24 protein-coding genes are annotated in these 22652 nt (G+C 41.5%); 14 read left to right on the top strand and 10 right to left on the bottom strand.

The genetic code is table 11. From position 1 onward, the window contains the following. Position 1: 1 nt before the first annotated feature. From RBR61_RS02925 to ligA, 5 genes are all read right to left on the bottom strand, one after another. A complete protein-coding gene (locus RBR61_RS02925; RefSeq protein ID WP_320342013.1) occupies positions 2 to 232 on the bottom strand; it encodes an addiction module protein in 231 nt (76 codons plus the stop codon). A gap of 218 nt (positions 233 to 450) precedes the next feature. Continuing rightward, entirely contained in the window at positions 451 to 1020 is a 570-nt protein-coding gene (locus tag RBR61_RS02920) for a hypothetical protein (protein ID WP_320342012.1), read from the bottom strand. Positions 1021 to 1139: 119 nt separating this feature from the next. Continuing rightward, complete coding sequence (locus RBR61_RS02915) at positions 1140 to 1709, bottom strand: class I SAM-dependent methyltransferase (RefSeq protein ID WP_320342011.1); 570 nt, start codon at positions 1707 to 1709, stop codon at positions 1140 to 1142. Then, positions 1706 to 2428, bottom strand: a complete 723-nt coding sequence (locus RBR61_RS02910) for a TlyA family RNA methyltransferase (protein ID WP_320342010.1) — start codon at positions 2426 to 2428, stop codon at positions 1706 to 1708. The genes RBR61_RS02915 and RBR61_RS02910 overlap by 4 nt, the downstream gene beginning before the upstream one ends. After that, positions 2415 to 4373, bottom strand: a complete 1959-nt coding sequence (gene ligA / locus RBR61_RS02905; protein WP_320342009.1) for an NAD-dependent DNA ligase LigA — start codon at positions 4371 to 4373, stop codon at positions 2415 to 2417. Before ligA ends, RBR61_RS02910 begins: the two co-directional genes overlap by 14 nt. A gap of 133 nt (positions 4374 to 4506) precedes the next feature. Between ligA and RBR61_RS02900 the strand changes: the two genes are divergently transcribed. The 5 genes from RBR61_RS02900 (at position 4507) to RBR61_RS02880 (ending at position 9271) form a co-directional block, all read left to right on the top strand. After that, positions 4507 to 5454, top strand: coding sequence for a transporter (locus tag RBR61_RS02900; protein ID WP_320342008.1), 948 nt, complete (start codon positions 4507 to 4509; stop codon positions 5452 to 5454). A 72-nt stretch (positions 5455 to 5526) separates the two neighbouring features. Further along, positions 5527 to 6513, top strand: coding sequence for a PhnD/SsuA/transferrin family substrate-binding protein (locus RBR61_RS02895; RefSeq protein ID WP_320342007.1), 987 nt, complete (start codon positions 5527 to 5529; stop codon positions 6511 to 6513). A gap of 3 nt (positions 6514 to 6516) precedes the next feature. After that, positions 6517 to 7299: an ABC transporter permease gene (locus RBR61_RS02890; protein WP_320342006.1), complete on the top strand. Its 783-nt coding sequence runs from the start codon at positions 6517 to 6519 to the stop codon at positions 7297 to 7299. Further along, the gene (locus RBR61_RS02885) at positions 7287 to 8024 is read left to right on the top strand and encodes an ATP-binding cassette domain-containing protein (RefSeq protein ID WP_320342005.1); all 738 of its coding nucleotides are present in this window, start codon (positions 7287 to 7289) and stop codon (positions 8022 to 8024) included. Before RBR61_RS02890 ends, RBR61_RS02885 begins: the two co-directional genes overlap by 13 nt. Beyond that, the gene (locus RBR61_RS02880) at positions 8024 to 9271 is read left to right on the top strand and encodes an NnrS family protein (RefSeq protein ID WP_320342004.1); all 1248 of its coding nucleotides are present in this window, start codon (positions 8024 to 8026) and stop codon (positions 9269 to 9271) included. Before RBR61_RS02885 ends, RBR61_RS02880 begins: the two co-directional genes overlap by 1 nt. Here RBR61_RS02880 and RBR61_RS02875 read toward each other — a convergent pair. Further along, entirely contained in the window at positions 9228 to 11435 is a 2208-nt protein-coding gene (locus RBR61_RS02875; RefSeq protein WP_320342003.1) for an EAL domain-containing protein, read from the bottom strand. The genes RBR61_RS02880 and RBR61_RS02875 overlap by 44 nt on opposite strands. Before the next feature lie 134 nt (positions 11436 to 11569). Here RBR61_RS02875 and RBR61_RS02870 point away from each other — a divergent pair, with 134 nt between their 5' ends. Continuing rightward, complete coding sequence (locus tag RBR61_RS02870; protein ID WP_320342002.1) at positions 11570 to 11851, top strand: hypothetical protein; 282 nt, start codon at positions 11570 to 11572, stop codon at positions 11849 to 11851. Positions 11852 to 11863: 12 nt separating this feature from the next. Here RBR61_RS02870 and RBR61_RS02865 read toward each other — a convergent pair whose 3' ends face one another. Both RBR61_RS02865 and RBR61_RS02860 read right to left on the bottom strand, forming a co-directional pair. Continuing rightward, a complete protein-coding gene (locus RBR61_RS02865; RefSeq protein ID WP_320342001.1) occupies positions 11864 to 13156 on the bottom strand; it encodes an MATE family efflux transporter in 1293 nt (430 codons plus the stop codon). Positions 13157 to 13176: 20 nt separating this feature from the next. Then, a complete protein-coding gene (locus RBR61_RS02860) occupies positions 13177 to 13458 on the bottom strand; it encodes a hypothetical protein (protein ID WP_320342000.1) in 282 nt (93 codons plus the stop codon). Positions 13459 to 13619: 161 nt separating this feature from the next. Between RBR61_RS02860 and RBR61_RS02855 the strand changes: the two genes are divergently transcribed. Genes RBR61_RS02855 through RBR61_RS02825 form a run of 7 tightly spaced genes read left to right on the top strand, consistent with a single transcriptional unit; the run spans position 13620 to position 20005 of the window. After that, positions 13620 to 14870, top strand: coding sequence for a TolC family protein (locus RBR61_RS02855; RefSeq protein WP_320341999.1), 1251 nt, complete (start codon positions 13620 to 13622; stop codon positions 14868 to 14870). Beyond that, the gene (locus RBR61_RS02850; RefSeq protein WP_320341998.1) at positions 14867 to 16012 is read left to right on the top strand and encodes an efflux RND transporter periplasmic adaptor subunit; all 1146 of its coding nucleotides are present in this window, start codon (positions 14867 to 14869) and stop codon (positions 16010 to 16012) included. Before RBR61_RS02855 ends, RBR61_RS02850 begins: the two co-directional genes overlap by 4 nt. Further along, on the top strand, positions 16009 to 17154 hold the full coding sequence (locus RBR61_RS02845) for an ABC transporter permease (RefSeq protein WP_320341997.1): 1146 nt from the start codon (positions 16009 to 16011) through the stop codon (positions 17152 to 17154). Before RBR61_RS02850 ends, RBR61_RS02845 begins: the two co-directional genes overlap by 4 nt. Before the next feature lies 1 nt (position 17155). Continuing rightward, a complete protein-coding gene (locus RBR61_RS02840; protein ID WP_320341996.1) occupies positions 17156 to 17869 on the top strand; it encodes an ABC transporter ATP-binding protein in 714 nt (237 codons plus the stop codon). 18 nt (positions 17870 to 17887) lie between these two features. Next, positions 17888 to 18544, top strand: a complete 657-nt coding sequence (locus RBR61_RS02835; RefSeq protein WP_320341995.1) for a response regulator transcription factor — start codon at positions 17888 to 17890, stop codon at positions 18542 to 18544. Then, the gene (locus tag RBR61_RS02830) at positions 18537 to 19685 is read left to right on the top strand and encodes a HAMP domain-containing sensor histidine kinase (protein ID WP_320341994.1); all 1149 of its coding nucleotides are present in this window, start codon (positions 18537 to 18539) and stop codon (positions 19683 to 19685) included. Before RBR61_RS02835 ends, RBR61_RS02830 begins: the two co-directional genes overlap by 8 nt. Next, entirely contained in the window at positions 19679 to 20005 is a 327-nt protein-coding gene (locus RBR61_RS02825; RefSeq protein WP_320341993.1) for a hypothetical protein, read from the top strand. The genes RBR61_RS02830 and RBR61_RS02825 overlap by 7 nt, the downstream gene beginning before the upstream one ends. On the opposite strand, the gene RBR61_RS02820 is transcribed toward RBR61_RS02825, so the two are convergent. Then, positions 19992 to 20846: a DUF808 domain-containing protein gene (locus RBR61_RS02820; protein WP_320341992.1), complete on the bottom strand. Its 855-nt coding sequence runs from the start codon at positions 20844 to 20846 to the stop codon at positions 19992 to 19994. The two genes, RBR61_RS02825 and RBR61_RS02820, sit on opposite strands and share 14 nt — an antisense overlap. 5 nt (positions 20847 to 20851) lie before the next feature. After that, complete coding sequence (locus tag RBR61_RS02815) at positions 20852 to 22057, bottom strand: MFS transporter (protein ID WP_320341991.1); 1206 nt, start codon at positions 22055 to 22057, stop codon at positions 20852 to 20854. A gap of 125 nt (positions 22058 to 22182) precedes the next feature. Between RBR61_RS02815 and RBR61_RS02810 the strand changes: the two genes are divergently transcribed. Further along, entirely contained in the window at positions 22183 to 22569 is a 387-nt protein-coding gene (locus RBR61_RS02810; RefSeq protein WP_320341990.1) for a flagellar protein FlaG, read from the top strand. Positions 22570 to 22652 lie beyond the last annotated feature (83 nt).

The raw sequence follows: 22652 nt of genomic DNA, 5'->3' as shown, positions 1-22652 counted from the left end.
ATTAGTGGAGTCTTTTAGATATTTTTTTGAAAACTTCATCTCCATCAACTAATGTAACGGAATCTGATTCAATTTCTTCTTTTCTTTTGTTGGCTTCTTTAACCCATAGCTTATCTACTTCACTATTTAACGGTGTAATACTAGCCAATATTTTATCTACGATTTCAGTCTTTAAATCTATTGGTAAAATATCTATCTCTTCAAAAAGTTGTTCCTGTTTTAAAGCCAACATAATAAACTCCAATATTTAAAATATACACCATTCTAGCAAAATGATGTATATTTTATGATTAAATAAAACTATTCAATAATTTCCTTAATAGTCCTTAATTTAAATTTACCGATTAACTTTCATAAATAGGCATATTCAAATTTCCAAAAATGTGGTTTCTTGGATATAACGCCCGCGTTGAGCGGCAGGTCAGAGCGGTGTGCCACTCACTGCGGGTGTTATGCCATTTTTCTACTCGATGGCTGACCTTGTATGCCCATTCTAAACTGGAAAACCCATTCAATAAATTTTGAAACAATTTCACTGTCTTCATTGATTTTGTGCTTGGGTCCCTTTTTAACAAGGATAGAAAACTCATCTGGAATTAATGGTGCATTATCACCAAAATACCAAAATGACTCACAAACTAATACGTTTTTGCCTTTCAAATCCCTATCTATTTCGTCCTCACCATGAAATGGGTTTCTTCTTTGCTCCCATCCACCTTCCTCAGTAATGAAATAGATATTATCTCCCTTACGCCCATTAGAAGTTTCACTGTTAGGGATCTTTATTTCATACCTATAATCTGAGCCATACGACTCAATAGTAGTAACCTCACTAATTAAACCTGCATAGATGAGTCTATTATTTCCTACCCCAACTAATGACCCTGTACCAATTATCCAATCGCCAACAGAAGCACTTTTTCTTATATCCGGTTTGCACGTTGCCAGAGTTAAAACCCCACCAAATGGATTGGGTGCAAAACCATAATCATGGGTTATTACGTAGCTAAATAATTTCATCCGATCCCTCAAAGTCATAACTATTCATTTAACGAACATTATATATAGATTAACTTGTTATTTGCTAAATAAACGAACACGAAAAATGTTCATTTCAATGAGGAGATTAGTTGATGTTTTTATAGGTTAGCGCTAACGGTATATCTCCATCCGTGTTTCATGACAGTTACGCTAAAACCGTAACTTTCAAGCTCCTCTTTGAGTACGGCAGGCTCATAGAAGTTGGCAGGTTCTCCGAAGACTCTCTCCATAAAACAGACGCATTTGCCCAATAAGGTGCCTCTGTCAAAATCATATATAAAAAGCTTTCCGCCCTCTTTTAGCACCCGTACAATTTCACCAAGTGCGGCATCTATATCGTCAAAGTGATGCAGCGACTCTCCCATAAAGACGGCATCAAAACTGCCATCTTCAAACGGCATAGCCTCTGCTGCTCCTATGTGGGTCTCCAGATACGGCGGAGCGTATTTGAGCATCCCCTCTGCTGGGTCTACGGCTACAAACTTCAATCTGTCGTTACATCTGTAGGCGAACTCGCTCATCACTCCTGTACCCGCACCTATGTCCAAAACACTCTCTTTATCGGTAAATTCCTGCAAAAACAGACACAGATCTTCTAAAATGGGTTTGGAATATATAATGGAGCCGAAATGTTTAAAGACAAATCCAAGATTGTTAAAGGGCATCATGCTCTGTTTTCTTTCTCAAAAAAGTAGCAGTACTCCAGATTGCCCTCTTTGCCCGTGAGTTTTGAAGGCGATTTCAGAACAAGCTTCCACCCTTTTAGTCTGCAGGCATCCTCAAACTTTATCATGGCGTTAAGTATCGCTTTTTCATCGGTAACGACACCGTTTCTGTCTCTCTTTGCCTCACGCCCTACCTCGAACTGCGGTTTGAAAAGCAGGATGATCTTATCTTTTGCGAGTCTATCGACTGCATCCAAAATGTAAAGCAGAGAGATAAAAGCGACATCACTTACCACTATGTCAAACTCTTTCTCACTCTCAAACTCTCTTATGTCGCAACCCTCGTATGAGTGGACTCTCTCATCGTTTTTCAGGCTTGCATGCAGCTGATCTCGTCCGACATCCACAGCCGTTACTTCTGCAGCTCCGCCCTCTAACAACACCTGAGTGAAACCGCCTGTTGAAGAGCCGATATCAAGTGCGCTCATCCCATTTACGTCAAGAGAGAGCTCCTCCAAAAAAGCGCTCAGTTTAAAAGCCGCGCGTGAGACATACTCTTTATGCTCTTTTACGCTCACTTTGTCACTCTCTTTTAGTTTATGCGATGCCTTAATGATCTGTTCGCCGTTTACGCTTACAAGCCCCTCTTTTATGAGTGTCTGCGCTTTGTTTCTGCTCTCGCACAGAGAGTTTTCTACCAGATAGTTATCAAGCCTGCTCAATTTTTTCTCTCATCTCTTGCTCGCTAAGAACCGCGACACCCAAATCCACAGCTTTGTCATATTTGCTTCCCGCATCTTCGCCGTAGATGACAAAGTCCGTCTTTTTAGATACCGAACTCACCACCTTTGCGCCCAGAGCTTGCAGCATCTCTTTTATGGCGTCTCTTGACTCGCTCATGCTTCCGGTAAGAACTACACTTTTGCCTTTAAACGGGTTCTCTTTTGCTTCTTCTCTCTGCTTTGGTTCAAGAGGACGCAAAATCTCTTGAAGCTCTAAGATAGTCTCTCTGTTTACTCGAACAAACTCCAAAACGGACTCCGCCATCTCCTCACCAAAACCCTCTAACGCTACCAGTTCATCTTTTGAGGCATCTATAAAAGAGCTTCCAAAACGGGCACTTAGAGTTTTAGACGCCACCTCTCCGATATGCTCGATACCCAAAGAGTTTACAAACCGCCAGTAGTCACACCCTTTTGCGGCTTCAAGTGAGGCAAGCAGATTTTGCGCTTTTTTCTCTTTGAAACCCTCTAACGTTAAGAGCTTCTCTAGAGTCAGATCAAACAGATCGATTACGCTCTTCACCAAACCCGATTCAAAGAGAGCCTCTACTATTTTATTGCCCAAACCGTCGATATTTAAGCACGGTTTTGAGGCAAAATAGATGATAGAGTTGGTAACTCTGGCTTCACATGTAAGGTTTTGACACTTCAGAAGCACGCCCTCATCCAAAAGTTCGCTGCCGCAAACGGGGCAATTTGTAGGTCTTTGAACCTCAACTTCGCTACCGTCTCTCTCGTGAGTTAAAACCTTAATGATCTTTGGTATAACGTCTCCGCTTCTAAGGATGATGACCTTGTCGTTTATGCGGATATCTTTTCTATCTATCTCGTCAAAATTGTGCAGAGTTGCGCGCTCGACTATAACACCATCAATATTTGTCGGCTCGACAATGGCCACAGGAGTAACCACGCCCGTACGTCCTACCTGAAGGATTATCTCTTTTAGCGTAGTTATCTTCTCGACTGCGGGAAACTTGTAAGCAACAGAAAAACGCGGGTTTTTAACAGTGTAACCCATATCTATCTGAGCGGCAATTTCATTGACTTTTATAACCATACCATCAAGCATCATCGCGTAGCTCTCACGGTTTTGGTTCATCTCTTCATATACGGCTTCTATCTCGTCAAAATCTTTACATGTAGCCCGAAGCGGCGGTTTTTTAAAGCCAAGAGAGTAGATGTACTCCATCTTTTCGCTGAGCAGTTTATGCTCCAGAGTGTTCTCTCCGACACCGTAAGGCAAAAAGACCAAATTTCTTGAAGCGGTTATACTTGAATCAAGCTGTCTTAGGCTACCTGCCGCGGCATTTCTAGGGTTTGCAAAAACTGCCTCGCCCTTTGCGGCTCTCTCGTGATTTATGCGCTCAAACTCATCTTTGTAAAGCACAACCTCACCGCGAATCTCGATGCGCTCTTTATGCTCTATGGTTAGCGGGATTGAGCGGATAGTTTTTACGTTTTGGGTTATAAGCTCACCCACACTTCCATCTCCGCGTGTGATGCCTTGAGAGAGCTTGCCATCTTCATAGATAAGATTTAGGCTTGCACCGTCATACTTCGGCTCGCAGTAAAATGAGATGTTGCTGTCTAGTTTGTATGTTTTAGTGAGCCACTTTTGCAGTCCATCAGAGTCAAAAACATCCTCAAGACTCCACATTCGGCTAAGATGGGGAGCTTTTGAAAATCCTTCCGAGATGACATCGCCCACTCTTTGCGTGGGAGAGTTTGCCAGAATATCCTCACAGTGGCGCTCTTCATACTCCAAAACCTCATGGTAAAGCTTGTCGTAAACCTCATCGGTAGTCATCGGGTCATCAAGTACGTAGTAGTGGTATGAGTAGAGGTTAAGAAGCTCTACTGCTTTTATATATTGCTCTTTGTTCATGGGCAAAATTTTATCGAAATCTTCTTAAAATAATTACTTTGATAATAATTATCAATATTTATATTAGATTAAGGCAACTTCCTATACACTTTCGTATTGAGAATGAATATCATTATAAAACAAGGAAACAAAAATGAAAAAATTGTTTATAGGATCACTTTTACTAGCCCCAATACTTATAAGTGCGGATGTAATACCTGCCATTAACTCAAAAGGCGGCGCTTTAGTTCTGCCTGAGGGGAAGTTAAAGATGACGATGACGCATATAAATTTTGATAGAAACAGTATGTTTGATGGGACAAGCGAGGTTCAAAACAGAGAGAATCTTGATGCGACTGCAAATATAACCACTGTGGCTTTAAGCTACGGGCTATCTAACAAAACGACCATAAGCGCGATCATTCCTTACAAAAATATCGAAGCTACTGCTAGACTCGGTGTAAATGACGTAGCCATAGAGAACAAAGGTCTAGGCGATATAGTTTTGGCCGCAAGACACGTTTTAGTACCTATGAGCGATGCTGCGTATCAGCTCTCTTTTGATGCAGGTGTAAAACTCCCAACAGGTTCTACAAACGGCTCATTTAAAACAGCACCTGCTATTGCAAACGACGTAAACACTCCTATGCCTACACAGATGGGAACGGGAGAGTTTGAGTATATGCTCGGGCTTGGAGCTACAAAGATGCTGGATGAGAGCTGGGAAGTGGATGCGCACGCTATGTACACGCACAGACCAAAAGCGCACAACAACTACGATTTCGGCGATGAGATCGCTCTGAACCTCTCAACGACAAAAGCTGTTACAAGCAAACTAAATATTGGTGTTGAGTATAATATTAAGTACAATACAAAGACGGACATGGGGGATGACACAAATGCACCGCTTCGCTCAATGCTCCCTTTTAAGGCGTTTAGCGGAACGGCAGCTTACATTACGCCGCAGATTGAATTTTTGCCATTTGGTAAACCGAAGATTCACGTAGGCGTAGGTCTCTCATTTTTGGCGCATTATGATCTAAAAGAGTATCAGCCTCTTGAAAAAGAGAGATTTATGGTCAGACTTGGTTATATGTTTTGACTTGATTATAGTCAATGATAATTAATATTATAGTTAGTAATATACAAAATAATTTTACGAGGATTTTTTATTATGAAAAGTTTTATCTCTACAGTTTTTACACTGCTGCTACTTGGCTCGAACTCACTTATTGCGGGCGAGAAACTGGACAAGATCGTGGTCTCCGGTCCTTTTGCTTCCGTTTCACACCCGATCTTGCATATGATAGAGACAAACGCGCTAAGCGATGTTGCAGACAAGGTAGAGTTCAAACTTTGGAAAAATCCAGACGAACTTCGTGCAATGACCATTAAAGGGGATGTTGACTTCGTAGCCATCCCTACGAACACCGCGGCAATACTGAACAATAAAGGCGTTGACATAAGGCTTCTTAACGTCTCCGTTTGGGGTATTTTAGGAATGATAAGCCGTGATGATTCGCTAAAAAGCCTTAAAGAGTTTAAAGGCAAAAAAATAGCGGTTCCTTTTCGCGCCGATATGCCCGACATCGTCTTTAAACAGCTTCTAAAAAAAGAGGGGCTGAACCCTAAAGAGGATTTTGAGCTTCTATATGTGGCAAGTCCAGTGGATGCTATGCAGATGCTTATCATGAGAAGAGTAGACCATGCACTTTTGGCTGAACCTGCCATCTCCATAGCTCTACGCAAAACAAAATCGTTTCCCGTAAGTCTGGTCGCGCCTGACTTGTTCAGAAGCGTCGATCTGCAAGATGAATGGGGCAGACTCTTTGGTACTTCCGGCGATGTTCCTGAAGCGGGTATTGCAGTTATGGGGCACGTTAAAGATGAGCATCTCATCAAAAGATTTAAAGAGGAGTATGCAAAATCACTTGAGTGGTACAAGGCTAACCCAAAAGAGGCTGGAGAACTTGTCGTAAAAACTCTTGATATGTTAAACGCCGAAGGAGTAAGCGACTCCATCTCCCATGTAAGGCTTAAAAACGTAAGCGCAGCGGAAGCAAAAAAAGATTTGGAATTTTTCTTTAACGTCTTAAAAGAGGAAGAGCCTAAGAGTATCGGCGACAAACTGCCCCAAAACAGTTTTTACTACGGCTTGTAACAGATGAAATTTGCTCTAAAAATTCTCAAAGACTTTCCCGCGTTTCTTTGGAGCGGATGGGGAGCGCTCGCCTCAATACTCCTATTTATCGCACTTTGGGATGTGGGAAATCAACTCTACGGCGATCTGGTTCTGCCGTCTCCGCTTGAGACCTTTAAAACTCTGGATTTGATGCTTCAAGACGAGGCTGTCATAGCAGAGATAAAAACGACGCTTTACCGTTCGAGCATTGGCTTTGGCATCTCACTTCTTTTAGGAACCGCTCTTGGACTTATTGCAGGTTTTTTCGCAACGGCTTCCATGATGAGCCGCCCGATAGTAACTATACTTGTTGGCATGCCTCCTATTGCCTGGATAGTTTTGGCGATGATCTGGTTCGGTATGGGTGATGAGACCGTTATTTTTACGGTTATCGTCGCCTCTTTTCCTATCATCTTTGTCGGGGCTCTTCAGGGAACCCGCACGCTTGACGGTGATTTAAAAGAGATGGCGCAGAGCTTTCATTTTCCGTGGCATATGAGATTTTTTGACGTCTATTTTCCGCATATCTTCTCATACGTCTTTCCCGCATGGGTAAGCGGTCTTGGGATGGCTTGGAAGATAGTCATCATGGCGGAGCTTTTAGCTACTAGTGATGGCATCGGCGCATCTTTGGCAGTGGCGAGAAGCCAGCTTGACACCCCTACGGCTCTCTCAATCGTCGTAATTATGATAGCTTCGCTTATGTTCATCGAGTACATAATATTAGAGCCGATAAAAAGAGAGGTTGAACTGTGGAGAGACTAGAGGTAAAAAAACTAAACCACCACTTTGGTTTTAGTGAGATCTTAAGAGATATAAACTTTACACTCGAAAAAGGCGAAGTCCTCTCGATAGTAGGCCCCAGCGGGGGCGGAAAGACAACGCTTCTGCATTTATGCGCCGATCTTCTGGATGTTCAAAAGGGAAGTGTGACAAACACCTTCTCAAGCAGTGCGTTCGCTTTTCAGGAAGCTAGGCTTCTTCCGTGGAAAAACGTCATAGACAATATCGCTCTGGCACTCATCGCCAAAGGCGAGAAAAAAGAGATCGCTGTTAAAAGATCGCAAGAAATTGCGCTTCGCTTCGGACTTGAAGAGGATGATTTTGAGAAGTTTCCAAAAGACCTCAGCGGCGGTATGAAGCAGAGAGTCTCTTTTGCAAGAGCGCTTGTCGTCAAACCCTCCCTGCTCTTTTTGGACGAGCCATTTTCAGCTCTTGATATAGGTCTTAAAAAAGAGCTTCAAAGCGTGCTTATTGAGATGATAAGCAAAAAAGAGATAAGTATACTATTTATAACCCACGATCTTATGGAGGCGATTCGCTTAAGCGATGAGATGCTTCTTCTTAAAGCCGATCCTGGACATATAGTGAAAAAATTCAGGTTTGACCTTATCCAAAATCAAAGAGACGACAAGTATGTATATGGAAAGAGTGCCGAGATACTCCAAGATGAAGAGATAATAAGCACGTTTGAGCTGGAGCTGAAATAATGAACCAAGAAGAAAAACCGCAGATACTGCACGCGACGAACCACTATCTATACTACCCTGACGAGAAGGATGTGCCTGCGTACTTGGCATATGGTTTCAGACCGGTATTTCTGCTTCTTGCTCCATATATGATAATCTCCATGCTTCTTTGGGGGCTTGTCTGGAGCGGAGCCATAAACATACCCTTTATGGACAATGTTTTAGTCTGGCACGTTTACGAGATGCTCTTTGGAATACTTACCATAGGGGCATTAGCGTTTTTAAGCACAGGACTTCCAGAGCTTTTTCCGGGGCTAGTTCCGCTTATAGGCAAAAGGTTGAAGTATGTGGTACTGTTATGGGTGGCAGGCCGCATAAGCTTCTGGCTCATCGACGTCACGGGAGTTTATTTGACCGCTATCTTGAACCTATCCATGCTTGGCTGGCTTATCTGGTTTGGCAGAAGAGCGGTTCTGGACAAGCTTCAAAGACACGCCTCTCTGGGATATACGTTATTGGCTCTTTTGATCATAGAGGCTTGGTTCTTCGCTTCTATGGCAGGTCACGCTTCCACTCCACCGATGGATATACTCAAAATAGCTCTTGGGGGACACGTTGTGCTGATACTTCTGGCACTTAGACGTGTCAATATGGAGGCAGTAAATGAGCTGATGGAGGATAAGGGAATAGATGACGTGTATGTTTCACGTCCTCCGCTGACAAACCTCGCCGTCTTTAGTGTCATCCTCTTTAGCGTCGCAGAGTTTTTATACCCTGCAAACTCCGCTCTGGGGTGGATCGGGCTTGCCGTGGGAGCTGCTGTTTTGGCGGTAACAAACGACTATATCTTAAAAGATAAATTTATACTTGGTCAGCCGTACGTTATCTATCTGGCTCTGATTTTCATCTTGATCGCAGCTGGTTACGCTTTAATGGGGTGGGCTATTTTAGCCGAAGAGACGCATAATCTAAGCCACTTCAGACACTTTATAACAAGCGGTGGCATCGGTCTCTCATACGTTATGGTCATGATGATCATTAGCTGGATACATACGGGACGCCATCTGACGTCAAACATCTATACGCACTCTATGGTCGCAGCAGTGGTTGTTGCAACTCTTATGAGAGGATCTATACCGTTTCTTGAGAGCTATTCAGGTGAGCTCTATCTTTACTCATCGCTTATATGGACGCTTCCGTTTATCATCTATATAAAGCTATTTTTCAAATTTTTAACAGCTCCTCGGGCTGACGGGGTAAAGGGGTGACGATAGAACAGAGGTCGGTCGGACGTCCAAAATAGTATCCCTGAAACTCATCTACGCCGTACTCTTTGAGGAGTTCAAATATCTCTTCATTTTCAACAAACTCCGCGACGGTAGTTATATTTAACTCCCGTGCAAAGCGGATTATGCTCTTTACCAAGATTTGAGAATCACTCTCTGTCAATATATTTTGTATCAAAGAACCGTCGATCTTTAGATAATCGGGCTTGATCTCCAAAATATGCGCATAGTTTGCATAGCCGCTTCCAAAATCATCTATGGCAATCTGCACACCCATCTCACGAAGCTTTTCAACTACTCTTCTAAGCATCTTGAAGTTCTCTACACCCTCTTGTTCGGTTATCTCTACAACCACTCTGCTTGGAGAGTCAAACTGTTTTATCTGCTCCATCAAAGTATCCATCATAGAAGTATTAAAAAAGTCGTTAGGCAGGAAGTTTATTGATATCTTCTCGCCTCTTTTTGCAAAAAACGAGAGGCTCTGAACCAGCATCTCTTTTGCTATCTGTATATATAGGCCGCTGTTCATAGATATGTCCAAAAAGTCGCACGGTGGCAGTATCTTTTTCTCGCCGCCGTCAAACTCCACTATTCTAACCAGAGCTTCGTACTTTATAACTACTCCGTCCCTGTTTGTTATGGGCTGAAAAAAGGGAATGACGTTTTTGTGCTCCAGCGCATATTTTACGCACCGCTTAACCCTCATAACGTTTTGTGAATACTCTTTTGTATCGACTTTCTGTGAATACATCAGATAAGGCAGAGACTGTTTTTTAGCCTTTTTAATAGCCATCTGAGCATCTTCAAGCGGGTGCTTGTCGTTAAACGCTATACCCGAATATATCTCAATGGTAATAGCCTCATCCACCCCTACTACAAATATTTTTAGAGAGTTTAGCTTGTTGTGAAGCTCCTCGATGATCTTACAGTACTCATCCCCCTCAAAACTATCCTCTTTTTTAAGCAGAACGAACTCATCCGAAGATATCCTGTATGCATCAAAGCCATACTTCTTCGCAAAATCGTCAAACGCTTCCGCAACTCTGACAAGTATCTCGTTACCAACATCAACGCCGTATATTTCGTTAATAAGGCTGAACTCTTTTATATTGCTGAGGATAAGCACCTTGTTTTCTAAAGAGAGCAGATTGTCGTTGAGCGCATGCCTGTTCAAAAGAGTTGTCAAATGGTCTGTGTAGACCTGTTTGGAGAAGTATTCAAGCATCTTGTTAAAACCGATATGGTGAATTGCCCCCAAAATTAGCATGATCACGACAATCATAAAGAAGAGATGCTGCATAAACTCTCTATCTTTTTTTGCAACTGCCGACATATCGAACCCAACAACTAGATATCCCAATGTTTTGGATAGATGGTTGTTTAGAGGAATGCTCATATCTATTTTGTAGAGCTCTACGTCCTCGTTATGCTCATGCTTTAGGTGTCTTTTTAAATTTTCGCTTCCGCCTATATAGATGTAGTTCTCGCCTATTGCCACTCCGCCTTTGTTTATAAAAACATCCATCAAAGATCTGTTTACGGCGACACCTATATCGGCTTCAAATATGGAGTTTAGATTTTTCAAAAAATTCTCGGGAGATATTCCAAGCTCTACGTTTCCTACATAAACATCATTGTAAAAGATAGGCTTTGTTATGCGGTATGTCATCTCAAGATTGCCGACTTCAAAACCGCTGAATGAGCGCTGCATAGTGTTCGTATCTGTTATAAGGGTTCTTTTTTCGTTGAGCTTATCGCCGAAATACTCAGGTTTATGCGCACGAAATAGAGTTGTACCGTCATTTGTGCGAAACGTAAGTATGTTTACGGAGTTTTGAATGAGTTTTAACTCATTGTAAAGTGGGGAGACTATCGAAGCTATGCTTTCATGATCTTTGCTTGATACTGCTTTTGAGAGGCCTTTTGAAGCTATAAGTTCATCAAGCCTCAGTTCAAGCTCTATTTTGTCATGTTCAAGATTTACTTCAAAAAGATTTTTGGCAGACGCCGCAACCCGTTGAAACTGCTTCTCTACAGAACTGCTTATTTGATAGTTTAAAAAAAGATAAACGACGACCCACGCCGCTGCAAGTACGATCGAAGTCAATATTAACGTATTTCGTCTTGTCTGGTTAGGGATACCCATGCAGTTCTCACTCTACTCTATGATAGTTTAGTCTCAATTGTACCCTTTTCATTCTAAAGTTTTGATTTATTTTACTTATATATCACTAACACTTTTATATAATACTTTCAGTACCAAAAACCAAAGGATTAAAAATGAAAAAGATATTATTGGCAGTCGCAGTTCTTGCAACACTCTCCATTGCAGATGAGACACTTCAGGCTCATGAGCAGAAGATGCAGCAGATGCAAAAAGAGACCGGTTCGGGCGAGATGAACCAGGAGAGAAACAGAAACAAAGAGAAGCAGGAGAACAAAAACAAATACCGTTATGAAAATCAGTACAAAAACGGCGAGCAGGACGGCTCTAACATGAAAAATGGAGGTTCTATGAACAACGGTTCAATGGGCGGCAGAGGCGGCGGAGGCAGAAGATAACCCTTCTGCCATCTACACCTTGGTGTAGAGCCAGCTCCTCTTTTGATAAATATAGACATATATCAACCCTTTTATAAGCGTCTCAATATTCATTATCACAAATATGGCAATGATCCCGTACCCCATTTTGTAGGCTATATATGAGGGTATCACTCTAAATATCCAAAGCGATAGCACGTTGACCTTTAGCGTAGTTTTTGTAGCTCCAGCCCCACGTAGAGCACCGGAATAGACGAACATAATGGCTAGCGGTATCTGAGTAAGCCCCACCAGTATAAGGTAGTATGAAGCCACTGCAATTGTCGCACTATCTTTTGTGAAAAAACTAACAAGAAACTCAGGAAAAAGTATGAGAAAAACACCCACACTTCCCATAAATATATAGGCTATGCGTCCGCTTATCACGCCCATATTGTAGGCTCTATCTACATTTTTTGCACCAATGCTCTGCCCGACAAGCGCCATAGCCGCTATAGCAAAGCCAAAACCTGGCATAAAGGCTATCCCCTCTATACGAAGAGCAACCTGATACCCTGCCAGCTCCTCTGTTCCGTAAGCGGCGATTATGGCTACAAAAACAAGAAACGACATGCTTGAGACTCCACGATCAAGCGCCGCACTCCATCCTACATGCCAAACTCTGATAAGATCTTTTACCCTTATAATGGGAATGATATTGAGCTTTGAGTGCGGCTTTTTAATAAGGATGTAGTAGGCAACGACGTTAAAACAGTAAGATATTACGGTCGCGTATGCTGCTCCTTCTATTCCCATCGCCTCAAAACCGTAATGACCGAAGATAAGGACATAGTTTAAAAAAGCGTTTATTGCGGTAGAGACAAGCTTGATGTAGAGAGAGTTTTTCGTATCTCCCGCCGCCGAGAGGGCATTGTAGAGAAGCGTGTCTATAAATATAACGACTATTCCAAGAGAGATTATCTTAAAGTATAGCGCGCCCTGCTCCACGACATCCTCTTGCGCACCCATTAATCTGTATATGCTCTCACTCCCTGCGTAACCGCCGATAGTTACAAAAACAGAGAGCACCGCGGCAAAGATAGCAAGCGAGTAAAGCAGTGCCGAGGCGCGTCTTTTTCTCCCCTCTCCTATAAAACGAGATATCAGAGCATTTCCGCCTACGACATAGAGCGTCATCAGTACGTTGATGATCATCATGAACTGCATGCTCATACCCACAGCGGCAAGTGCCGAGACGCTTACCATCCCGATCATAAGCATATCTACAAGGATCTGAAGAATATCTACAAGATGCTTTAATGCCGCAGGAATTGCGATTGAGAACACCTTGTGCGTATCACGCGAAATCAGTTTTGAAAAAATTGTGACACCTCTTGCATGGCCGACATCAGCTCATCTTTTGTCTTAAACTCTAAAATCGTTCTATTTTTTTTCTCTTCGTTTGCGGGAGTAAAGTCAAAAACAAGAACATAGGAGTTTAGCTTTACCTTATCACCGTAAAGCTCTGCCCACTCCAGACTCATCTCTGCGACCTCGCCGTTCAAATCGACTACTACGGCAGGATATAGCCTTGTTATTTTACTTAGATCGAGATCTCCGGCACTTGATTTATAGATCATATTTTTCATAAACTAAACTTTTTGCAATATATTTCTGTTATAGTAACCTATGAAGGTTGATAATTCGCTTTTTAATGAACGCTAGAATGGTATTTCACATTGATTTCACATGCCTAATTTATAATAGTTATTACAATTTAAAATATTTTAAGAAAGAAGTATCTTTAATTATGAAAAAAATTCTGTTTCTCTCTTTTTATCTTTTTCTCTCTGCCTTAAGTGCGGCAGAGCTTACACTTGATGCGTGTATTGAAAAAGCCTTAAAAAACCATCCCGATATTAAAAGGCTCTCTTTGAGTGTTGTAAAAAGCAAAAGTTTTGTAGATATCGCAAAAGCGGACTATCTGCCGCAGATAAACCTAAGTGCGGAGTATAACCCCATCAACACCTTTGTAATGCCGCAAAACTCTCAGTTTAATACCATAGAAGATGAGAGTTGGAAAGTCAGTGCGCAACTGAATCAAAAAATATATGATTTTGACAAAACGGCATCAACCGTAAAAGCGTACGAAAAAGAGCAAAACAGAGCAGACATGACACTGCAAGATGCAAAAGCTCTTCTTGTATACAACGTGAAAAACTACTACAACTTGGCACTTCTTCAGAGCAAAGCTCTAAAAGCAAGACAAAAAGATATTCAGACAAAAGAGGAGCTCTACAAACAATCCCTCGCACTTGTAAAAGAGGGATTGAAAACGGAGGCGGACGCATCAAGCATACAAAGCGCTCTCTATATTGCCCAAGATGACCTTGCCATAACATACTCAGAGCTAAAAAAAGCGCTCTCTTCACTCTCTCTTTACACAGGAGAAGAGATAGATGAGAAGAGTGTTTTAAAAGAGAGCACTCCGCCAAAAGAGCAAAACGGAAGAACACTTACCCAAAACATTTTAGAAAAGAACTTTTCGCTTAAAGGTTCAAAAGAGGAGATACAAAGAGATGCTCTGCTATATGAGGCATCAAAAGCCCAGAACTACGGCTCGATAGATGCCGTTGCATCTTATACGCATCAGGATACTCTTAACGAATACGACACTTCGCTTGTCGGTGTAATGCTAAACATCCCTATTTACAGCGGCGGAAGGATCAGCGCACAATCACAGCAGGCTAAGATCTCAAAAGAGATGGCAAAAGAGTCCTACAATGCGCAAAAACTTCTTTTAGAGGAGGAAGTATCCGCTCTGCTTATCGATCTGGAGAGATACAGACACACTATTAAAGCAAAAGAGGCACTTATAGCCTCAGCAATGGCTACCAAGAGTATAGTCGAGGGAAGATACAAAGAGGGGCTATCCACCTACATAGAACTCCTCGATGCCGCATCTGTGCATCTCTACGCCGAGCTTGGACTTCTTGAAGCCAAATTTGCCATCAACAACACAATAAACAGACTTGAGTATCTACAAGGAGAACTTCAATGAACAGATATATTAAATATGCTCTTATCACTATTTTAGTAGCCATTGGAGCGGCTATTTTTTACAACAAAGTATATGTTGTAAAATCAACTTTTGCGACGATAAAACCGACTCTTGGAGACCTCCATGTAACCATTCGCGGCATCGGAAACGTGGATGCCAAAAACATATATACCATCACGGCGCAAAGCGGCGGGAAGATAGAAAATATCTACTTTGATGAGGGGATGTGGGTAAAAAAAGGCTCTCTTCTCTTAAGCATCGATCCCGTTGAGCTTCCTATGCTTCTTGATGAAGCAAAACTCTCCGAGCAAAAAGCAAGACATGAAGTAGATGCCGCTAAAAGTACCCTGAAAAGTCTTGAAGCGCAAAAAGTGCTTCTACAAACAACGTATGAGCGCTACAAAAAGCTTATGGAGCAAAACTTTGCCACGCAAGCGGAGTATGACAAAGCAAAGAGCGACTTAGAAAATATCAATGCACAGATCAACGCTTCAAAAGCACAGATTGCTTCTGCAACGTCCGAAAGGTCACGCATAAAAAAGAGCATAGAGGCTCTTGAAGAGAAGATAGCGCGGCTTAATGTATACTCGCCTGTGGACGGTTACATAATCACCAAAGAGGCGGAAGCGGCGCAATATATACTCCCATCAACGCCTGTATTTAAAATAGTTGACCCAAAAACACTCTGGGTAAAAACAAATATAGACGAAAGAGTTGCCGGCAAAATAGAGCTTGGGCAAAAAGCCTCTATAAAACTCCGCTCAAAGCCGAATAGTGAGCTATTAGGAACCGTAGAAAGAATCGTTGCCGTGAGTGATCTTGTGACCCTTGAGAGAGAGATCGCAATAGGTTTTGAGACGCTCCCAACTCCATTTTATATAAATGAGCAGGCTGAAGTAGAGATTGAAGTGGCAAAGTATGAAAACGCCCTCAAGATCCCTCTTGGTCTGGTAGTTACAAAAGATGGAAAAAAAGGGGTCTGGGTGGCAAATAGCGACAATGCCCGTTTCAAAGAGATATCTATCTTGGTTCAAAACGACGAAGAGGCTGCCGTATCTTCCGGCCTAGACAAAGAGAGCCAATTGCTGCTCTATAACGGCGGCAATAAACCCCTAAGTGAAGGGATGAAGATATATAGATGATAAATTTAGCCGCTAGAGATATAAAACACACTCTTGGCAAGTTCATAGTCACAGCCATGGGAGTGGGAATGCTGCTTGGTATCGTTCTTATCATGATCGGAGTTTACCGCGGCATGATGGTCGAAGCCGAGATACTGCTTGATGACATAAGCGCGGATCTGTGGATAGTTCAGGAAAATACCATGGGACCCTTTGCAGAGTCTTCAAGAGTACATGAAGACCTAAAAAACATCATCTATGTTATGCAAGGGATCGATAAAAGCGAAGCGATGACCTTTCAAAATATCCAGCTTCCTCACCGCGAAAAACCCGTTCGAGTCGTAGCTGTGGGGTATGACATCTACGGAGACATAAACCCCATAAACCCAAAAAGATTGTTAAAGGGGCGGGAGTTAAAGAGCGACCACTATGAGATAGTCGTGACTGACAAAACAGGCTTTGAGCTTGGCGAAAAAATAGAGCTCGGGCGCAACTTTTACACCGTTGTGGGTATTACGCACAACACAGTCTCAAACAGCGGCGATCCACTTGTCTACATAAGTCTTAAAGATGCGCAGGAGCTGCAGTTCTTATACTCGAACAAAGAGATACAGAACAATATCGCCAGAGGAGTTCAAAACTCCGAATCTTTTCTGGTAAATACAATTGTTGCGACGGTAAAGAGCGGTTATAATATAAATGAAGTTGCCCGTGATATACGAAAATGGCAGCATAAAAGCGTCTACACAGCCGCACAGCAAAAAGAGATACTCACCAAAAACCTTATTGAGAAATCCTCAAAACAGATAGGACTCTTTACCGTCATTCTCGTTGTGGTCTCGACCATAATCATAGCACTTATCATCTACACTATGACACTGGAGAAGATGAAGGAGATAGCCATTATGAAGCTTATGGGATTGCCAAACTCACTCATTATCTCCATGATCGTAAAAGAGACTATTTTGCTTGGAGTATTTGCATTTGTCTTTGGAAATATTTTCTCACACCTCGTTTATGATAAGTTTCCCAAACTTGTAGTGCTTCAGATACCTGATGCCTGGACGCTATTTGGAGTTGTCATCATTGCTTCTATCCTTGCCTCTTTCGTGGGTGTCAAAAAAGTTATAAGCGCCGACCCTGCAGCGGCGATCGGAGGATGATATGAGCGAACAGAGCGCAATAAAAGTTAAAAACCTAATCAAGAATTTCGGCAAAGAGGAAAACCTTGTCAAAGTCATAGAGAATGCATCCTTTGAGATACAAAAAGGCGAAGTAGTAGCCCTCATAGCTCCAAGCGGTGCGGGGAAAACTACACTTCTAATGATGATAGGGTGCGTGTTAGAGCCCACAAGCGGAGAGATATGGCTTGGCGAAGAGATGGTATATAAAGAGAGGTGGATGGCAAAAGATACCCGCCGCATACGAAGAGAGAAGATCGGTTTTATCTTTCAAGCCCACTACCTCATACCTTTTTTAAATGTCATAGAGAACATTACGCTTCTTCCGCAAGCCAACAAAGTAAGCGAAGCGGATGCGAAAAAAAAGGCGATGGAGCTCTTGGAGTATCTTGAGATCGCGGACAAGGCATACAATATGTCATCTCAGCTCTCAGGCGGACAGAATCAAAGAGTCGCCATCGCAAGGGCGTTAGCAAACAACCCTGAGATCATTCTGGCAGATGAGCCGACAGCCGCACTTGATGGAGAGAGGTCTGTGAGCGTTATTAAGATGCTCAAAAAAATCGCAAGAGAGCAGAACGTGGCGATCATTACCGTCACTCACGATGAGAGGATCCTTCCATACTGCGACAGGATCATGAAGATAGAAAACAGAGGCATCGTTTTTCACGACGTAGGCGAAGATGAAATTTTGTAGATTTGGATATAATTTTTTATGAAAATTTTATACTTGGAAGATGATCTCAATCTATCGCAAACCGTTGAAGAGTTTCTCAAAGATGAGGGATTTGACGTGGTTTGCGTCTATGACGGAGATGAGGCTCTCGAAACTGTCTATGCCCAAAAGTTCGACCTCTTCTTGCTAGATGTCAATGTTCCGCAAATCGACGGATTTCAGCTCTTAAAAGAGCTCAGAGGCGCAGACATCTCTACCCCCACGATCTTCATAACATCACTAAAGGGCATAAACGATCTATCTTTGGGCTATGAGAGCGGCGCGGACGACTATATAAAAAAGCCGTTTGCGCTAAAAGAGCTTCTTCTTAGGATAAACGCTCTGCTAAAGCGGGAGTATAAAACACATCAACAGCTTATCAAAATAAACGACTCCGTAAATTTCAACCTCTACGCAAACGAGCTTATAAAAGAGGGAGAAAAGATACCCCTCGGTCACAAAGAGTTTTTGTTGCTAAAACTGCTTTTAAAACATAAAAACGAGTGCGTCAGCTTTGAGGAAATATATGAAAACGTCTGGCAGTTCAACGAGAGCCACAGCTATATGAGTCTTAGAACCTATATAAAAAACCTGCGTAAAAATATAGGCAAAGAGCATATACTAAGCATCAAAAATTTCGGATACAAACTTGTATAGCGGAGAGAGAAAAAGCATCGCCTATGTCTTGGGGCTCTACCTTAGCTCCACGCTGCTCTTAATCATCACTCTGTTTGCAGGGTACTATTTTTATGAGCAAGACCAGCTGATGCATGACGAAAAGGAGATTTTAAAAAGTTATGCCGCAAAAGTAGAAGAGAAGCTCTCTCTCCTACATGAAGAAAACGGCGAAAAACTGCAATATCCCAGATTTGAGAATTTCAAAAGCGCCATTTACGACATAGATAACAATCTTCTCTTCAGCACTCTTGATGAAGATATAAAGAACTTAGGCGATAATTTTTTTACAAAGAATTCAAAATCATACCTCATCTCGCCTCTCTCACCCTACTACATGGGTGCTGCATATATTGTAGTGCAAAAGGAGACGAAAGATATAGATATACTTAGCGATCTGATCTATATTGCGGTTATCGTTGTATTTATTACAATTATTACCTCGTTTTTTCTCGTAAATCTTGTTTTAAAACCAATTAGAGAGAATATAAAACTTCTTGATAACTTCATAAAAGATACCACTCATGAGCTAAACACCCCGATAACGGCTATACTTACGAACATAGAGACCATAGACTCCTCGAACTGTGACGAAAAGACATTAAGAAAGTTGGAGCGCATAAAGATCGCTTCAATGAGCATCTCAAATCTCTACGAAGATTTGGTATATCTGCTTTTAAATCACAAAACATCGCTTCAAAACATAGATCTAGATCTCTCCCAGATAGTTCTTCAGAGAGTGGAATACTTTGTAAATATGGCAAATATGAAAAAAATAGAGTTCATCTTGGATATAAAAGAGGATGTACATTTTACAGCAGACAGACAAAAGATGGAGCGTCTTATAGACAATATACTCTCAAATGCAATTAAATATACAAATAAGTCAACCAAAATAAGAATCACTCTGGATGAGGCGCACCTAAGCATAGAGGATGAGGGCAGAGGAATGAGCAAAGAGGAGTTAGAGAAAATTTTTACACGATATATCAGGTTTGACAAATCCCAAGGAGGATTTGGGATCGGTTACAGCATTGTAAAGTCGATAACACAGGAGTATCAAATGAAGATAGATATAGACTCAAAACCGAACATAGGGACAAAGGTGACTCTCTCATGGTAAAAAAAGCTGCTATTTTCATCCTCTTTTGTGCTTTTTTGAATGCTTCAGAGTTTGATAAAAACTGTCTAAACTGTCATGGAGAAGATTTTAAATTTCACATAATTATGAAGAAATATACTCTCAGATACAGCAGTGAAAGAAGAATCAAAGAGGCTATTTACGAGTATCTAAAAGAGCCTGCTCCCGAGAGGTCCATCCTCCCACCAGAATACATAAATAGATTTGGGGTCAAAGAGAAAAGCACTCTTGACGATAAGACGCTAAAGAGGATGATAGATATATACTACAAAGAGTTTAACCTGCCCTCTAAGCTTTACTGAACATCTTTTTGATGATATTTACGACAGGCAGGACTACTGCTCCTATGACTAAACCTATAAGTAGATCATTAACAAGAGCCGGTAGTGCCTCTATGTAGAAGTTGTGAAAGAACTCTATTTTATGAGAGAGTATTCCCCCGCCCACCAAGATCATCGCAAAAGTTCCGACAAATGCCAGAGTTTTTATAAGTTTGGGCATGGCGCCAATTAGAAAATTGCCGCTTTTTGCCTGTTTTTTCTCTATAAGCCAGAAGCCTACATTATCCATTCTTACTATCAATGCAACAAGCCCGTAAACTCCAAAAGTGGCTATTAATGCTACAAAAACGGTCGAGGAGACCTGAACCATAAACGGTTTGTCTGCTACTGCGGCAAGAGCAATAACCACTATCTCTATGGAGAGTATAAAATCGGTAAGTACGGCTGACTTTATCTTCTCCTTTTCTATCTCCAAGATGTTCTCTTTTGTTGAGTTTAAAAGCTCCTCATCTTTAACTTCCTCTTTTTTATGAAAAAGGTACTCCTCTATCTTCTCTACACCCTCATAAAGAAGAAAAAGCGCACCAAAAACAAGGATTATCGTAATCAGCAAAGGGGCAAAGGCAGTTAGAAGAAAAGCTACCGGCAATATGATAACCTTGTTTTTCAAAGAGCCTTTTGTAATCGCCCAGATAACTTTGAGCTCTCTTGACTGGTCAAACCCCGTAGCTTTTTGCGCGTTTACCGCCAGATCATCCCCAAGAATAGCCGCCGTCTTTTGCGTTGCCATCTTGCTTGCGACCGCCACATCATCCGCAAGCATTGCAATATCGTCTAAAAGTAAAAAAATTCCTGATGCCATCTTCTCTATCCTACCTCTTTAATATTTTGGGTTCTTAAAACCCATCTAAAGTAAACTGCGCCTACAATAAACCCAAAGCCTATAAGAAATGTTATAAACTCCAAAGAGAAGCCTTTTGTTGCCAAAAAACCTATCATAAAAGATGTAATTGTAGCCGATGTAAGAAACAGCATATCGTTATATGCAACGATACGACCGTAATATTTTTTCTCTATGTTCTTTTGCAAAAGCGTATATGTATAGGACCATAGAGTCGTAGTAAAGAGCCCCACGATCACACTTGCAAATAGAGACATATAAAAATCCTCCATCAAATATGCCCATAGCCAGATGGCAAATGCCTGAAAGATAAAAACATTTACCAATCTTTTGTTGTTTATCCAGTTCCCAAGAATAACAGGCCCAATAACAAGACCTACCGCTCTTGAAGCGTGCAGAAGCCCAAGTGCAAGTGATGTTGCGATAATGGAAGCATAATATTTATCTACCATAAGTGCAACAAGCGCATCAAAAGCGGTAAGTCCCACAAATGAGTGCATAAGCATAAGATGTACGGCGTGCGGGTTTCTCTTAAAGTATCTGAAACTATCACGCATCATCTCTTTTAGACTCTCTTTGCTCTTTATAAACTCCACTTCGATCTCAACTCTGTAAAGCAGAAAAAAAGCAACGACAAACATCATAGCATCAAGGATAAAGGCTATCTTTACTCCAAGCAAAAAAACAACAAAACCGCTAATAGCCATGCCCAAAGTGTAAGAGAGCGACCAGATGATGGAGTGAAGCTCGTTTGCCTTTTGAAGTTTCTCTCCTCCTAAGAGTTTCGGCAAAAGTGACATCTCTGTTGTGAAGTAAAAACTAGCTGCCGCCATCTTAATAAACACAAGCGTATAAAGAAGCCACAGATCAGATAGTTCATTGACAAAAACCAAAAAAAGCGTAGCGAATATCTCAACTGCGATTAATATCAGCATAAGCTTTTTTGGTCTCATATTATCTATTATAGAGCCTGAAAATGGTGCTTGTACTATTCCTGAGAGGAAATGAAGCATTGCCGTAAATGCTACGACCTCGGCAGAGACTTTCATCTGCAAAAGAAGAGTATAGATCGCCACGTTGCTAAACCATGCCCCAAAATATGCGATTAGCTGTATAAAAGAGAGCCTTCTAAGAACAGTTTGGGACTTTAGTAGTTGTATATATTGATTCATAAATGGAATATTATCATAATTTAAAAACAAAAAAATCTTTTTTTTTACCTATTTTTCTAAAGTTATTTTTTTTTGTGTCGATTTGGTTTCTAATAATATTCTTTACTTAGAAAAAGGAGTAAGTCATGGATGGCATAGCAAATGTTGCAAGACAGCAGCAGTCACAAATGGGTCAGCAAGAAGCTCAAGGCGTTAAAGAGACGCAAGTCAGAGCAGTAGAACAGCCGAAACAGGCAAATGTTGTCAAAGAGATACAGAGAGAAAATGTAGAAAGTTCTCAGAGAATTGACTCTAAGGAGCAGGTACAGGATCTGGTCGATCAACTAAATAAAGCACTTGCACCGATGTCAACAAATATAAAATTTGGCGTTGACCAACAAGATGTTTTTTACGTATCTGTTATTGAGTCTGAGACAAGTAAGATGATAAGAAGATTCCCTGCTGAAGAAGCAGTAGGCTTTCTTCCAAAAATGAAAGAAGTTTCCGGAATTCTTTTTGACTCAAAAGGGTGATTCGCGCCCTTTTGACTCTCTCTCCTCTTTATTAACCTTGCAGTAACTCACAGTTACCCAAACAGATAATTCTACTAACCATT

The sequence above is a fragment of the Sulfurimonas sp. genome (genome assembly GCF_034005705.1).
In the GTDB taxonomy this organism is placed as follows: domain Bacteria; phylum Campylobacterota; class Campylobacteria; order Campylobacterales; family Sulfurimonadaceae; genus Sulfurimonas.
Note: the sequence above shows the minus strand (reverse complement) of the source record. Positions and strands in the feature narration are given on the sequence as shown.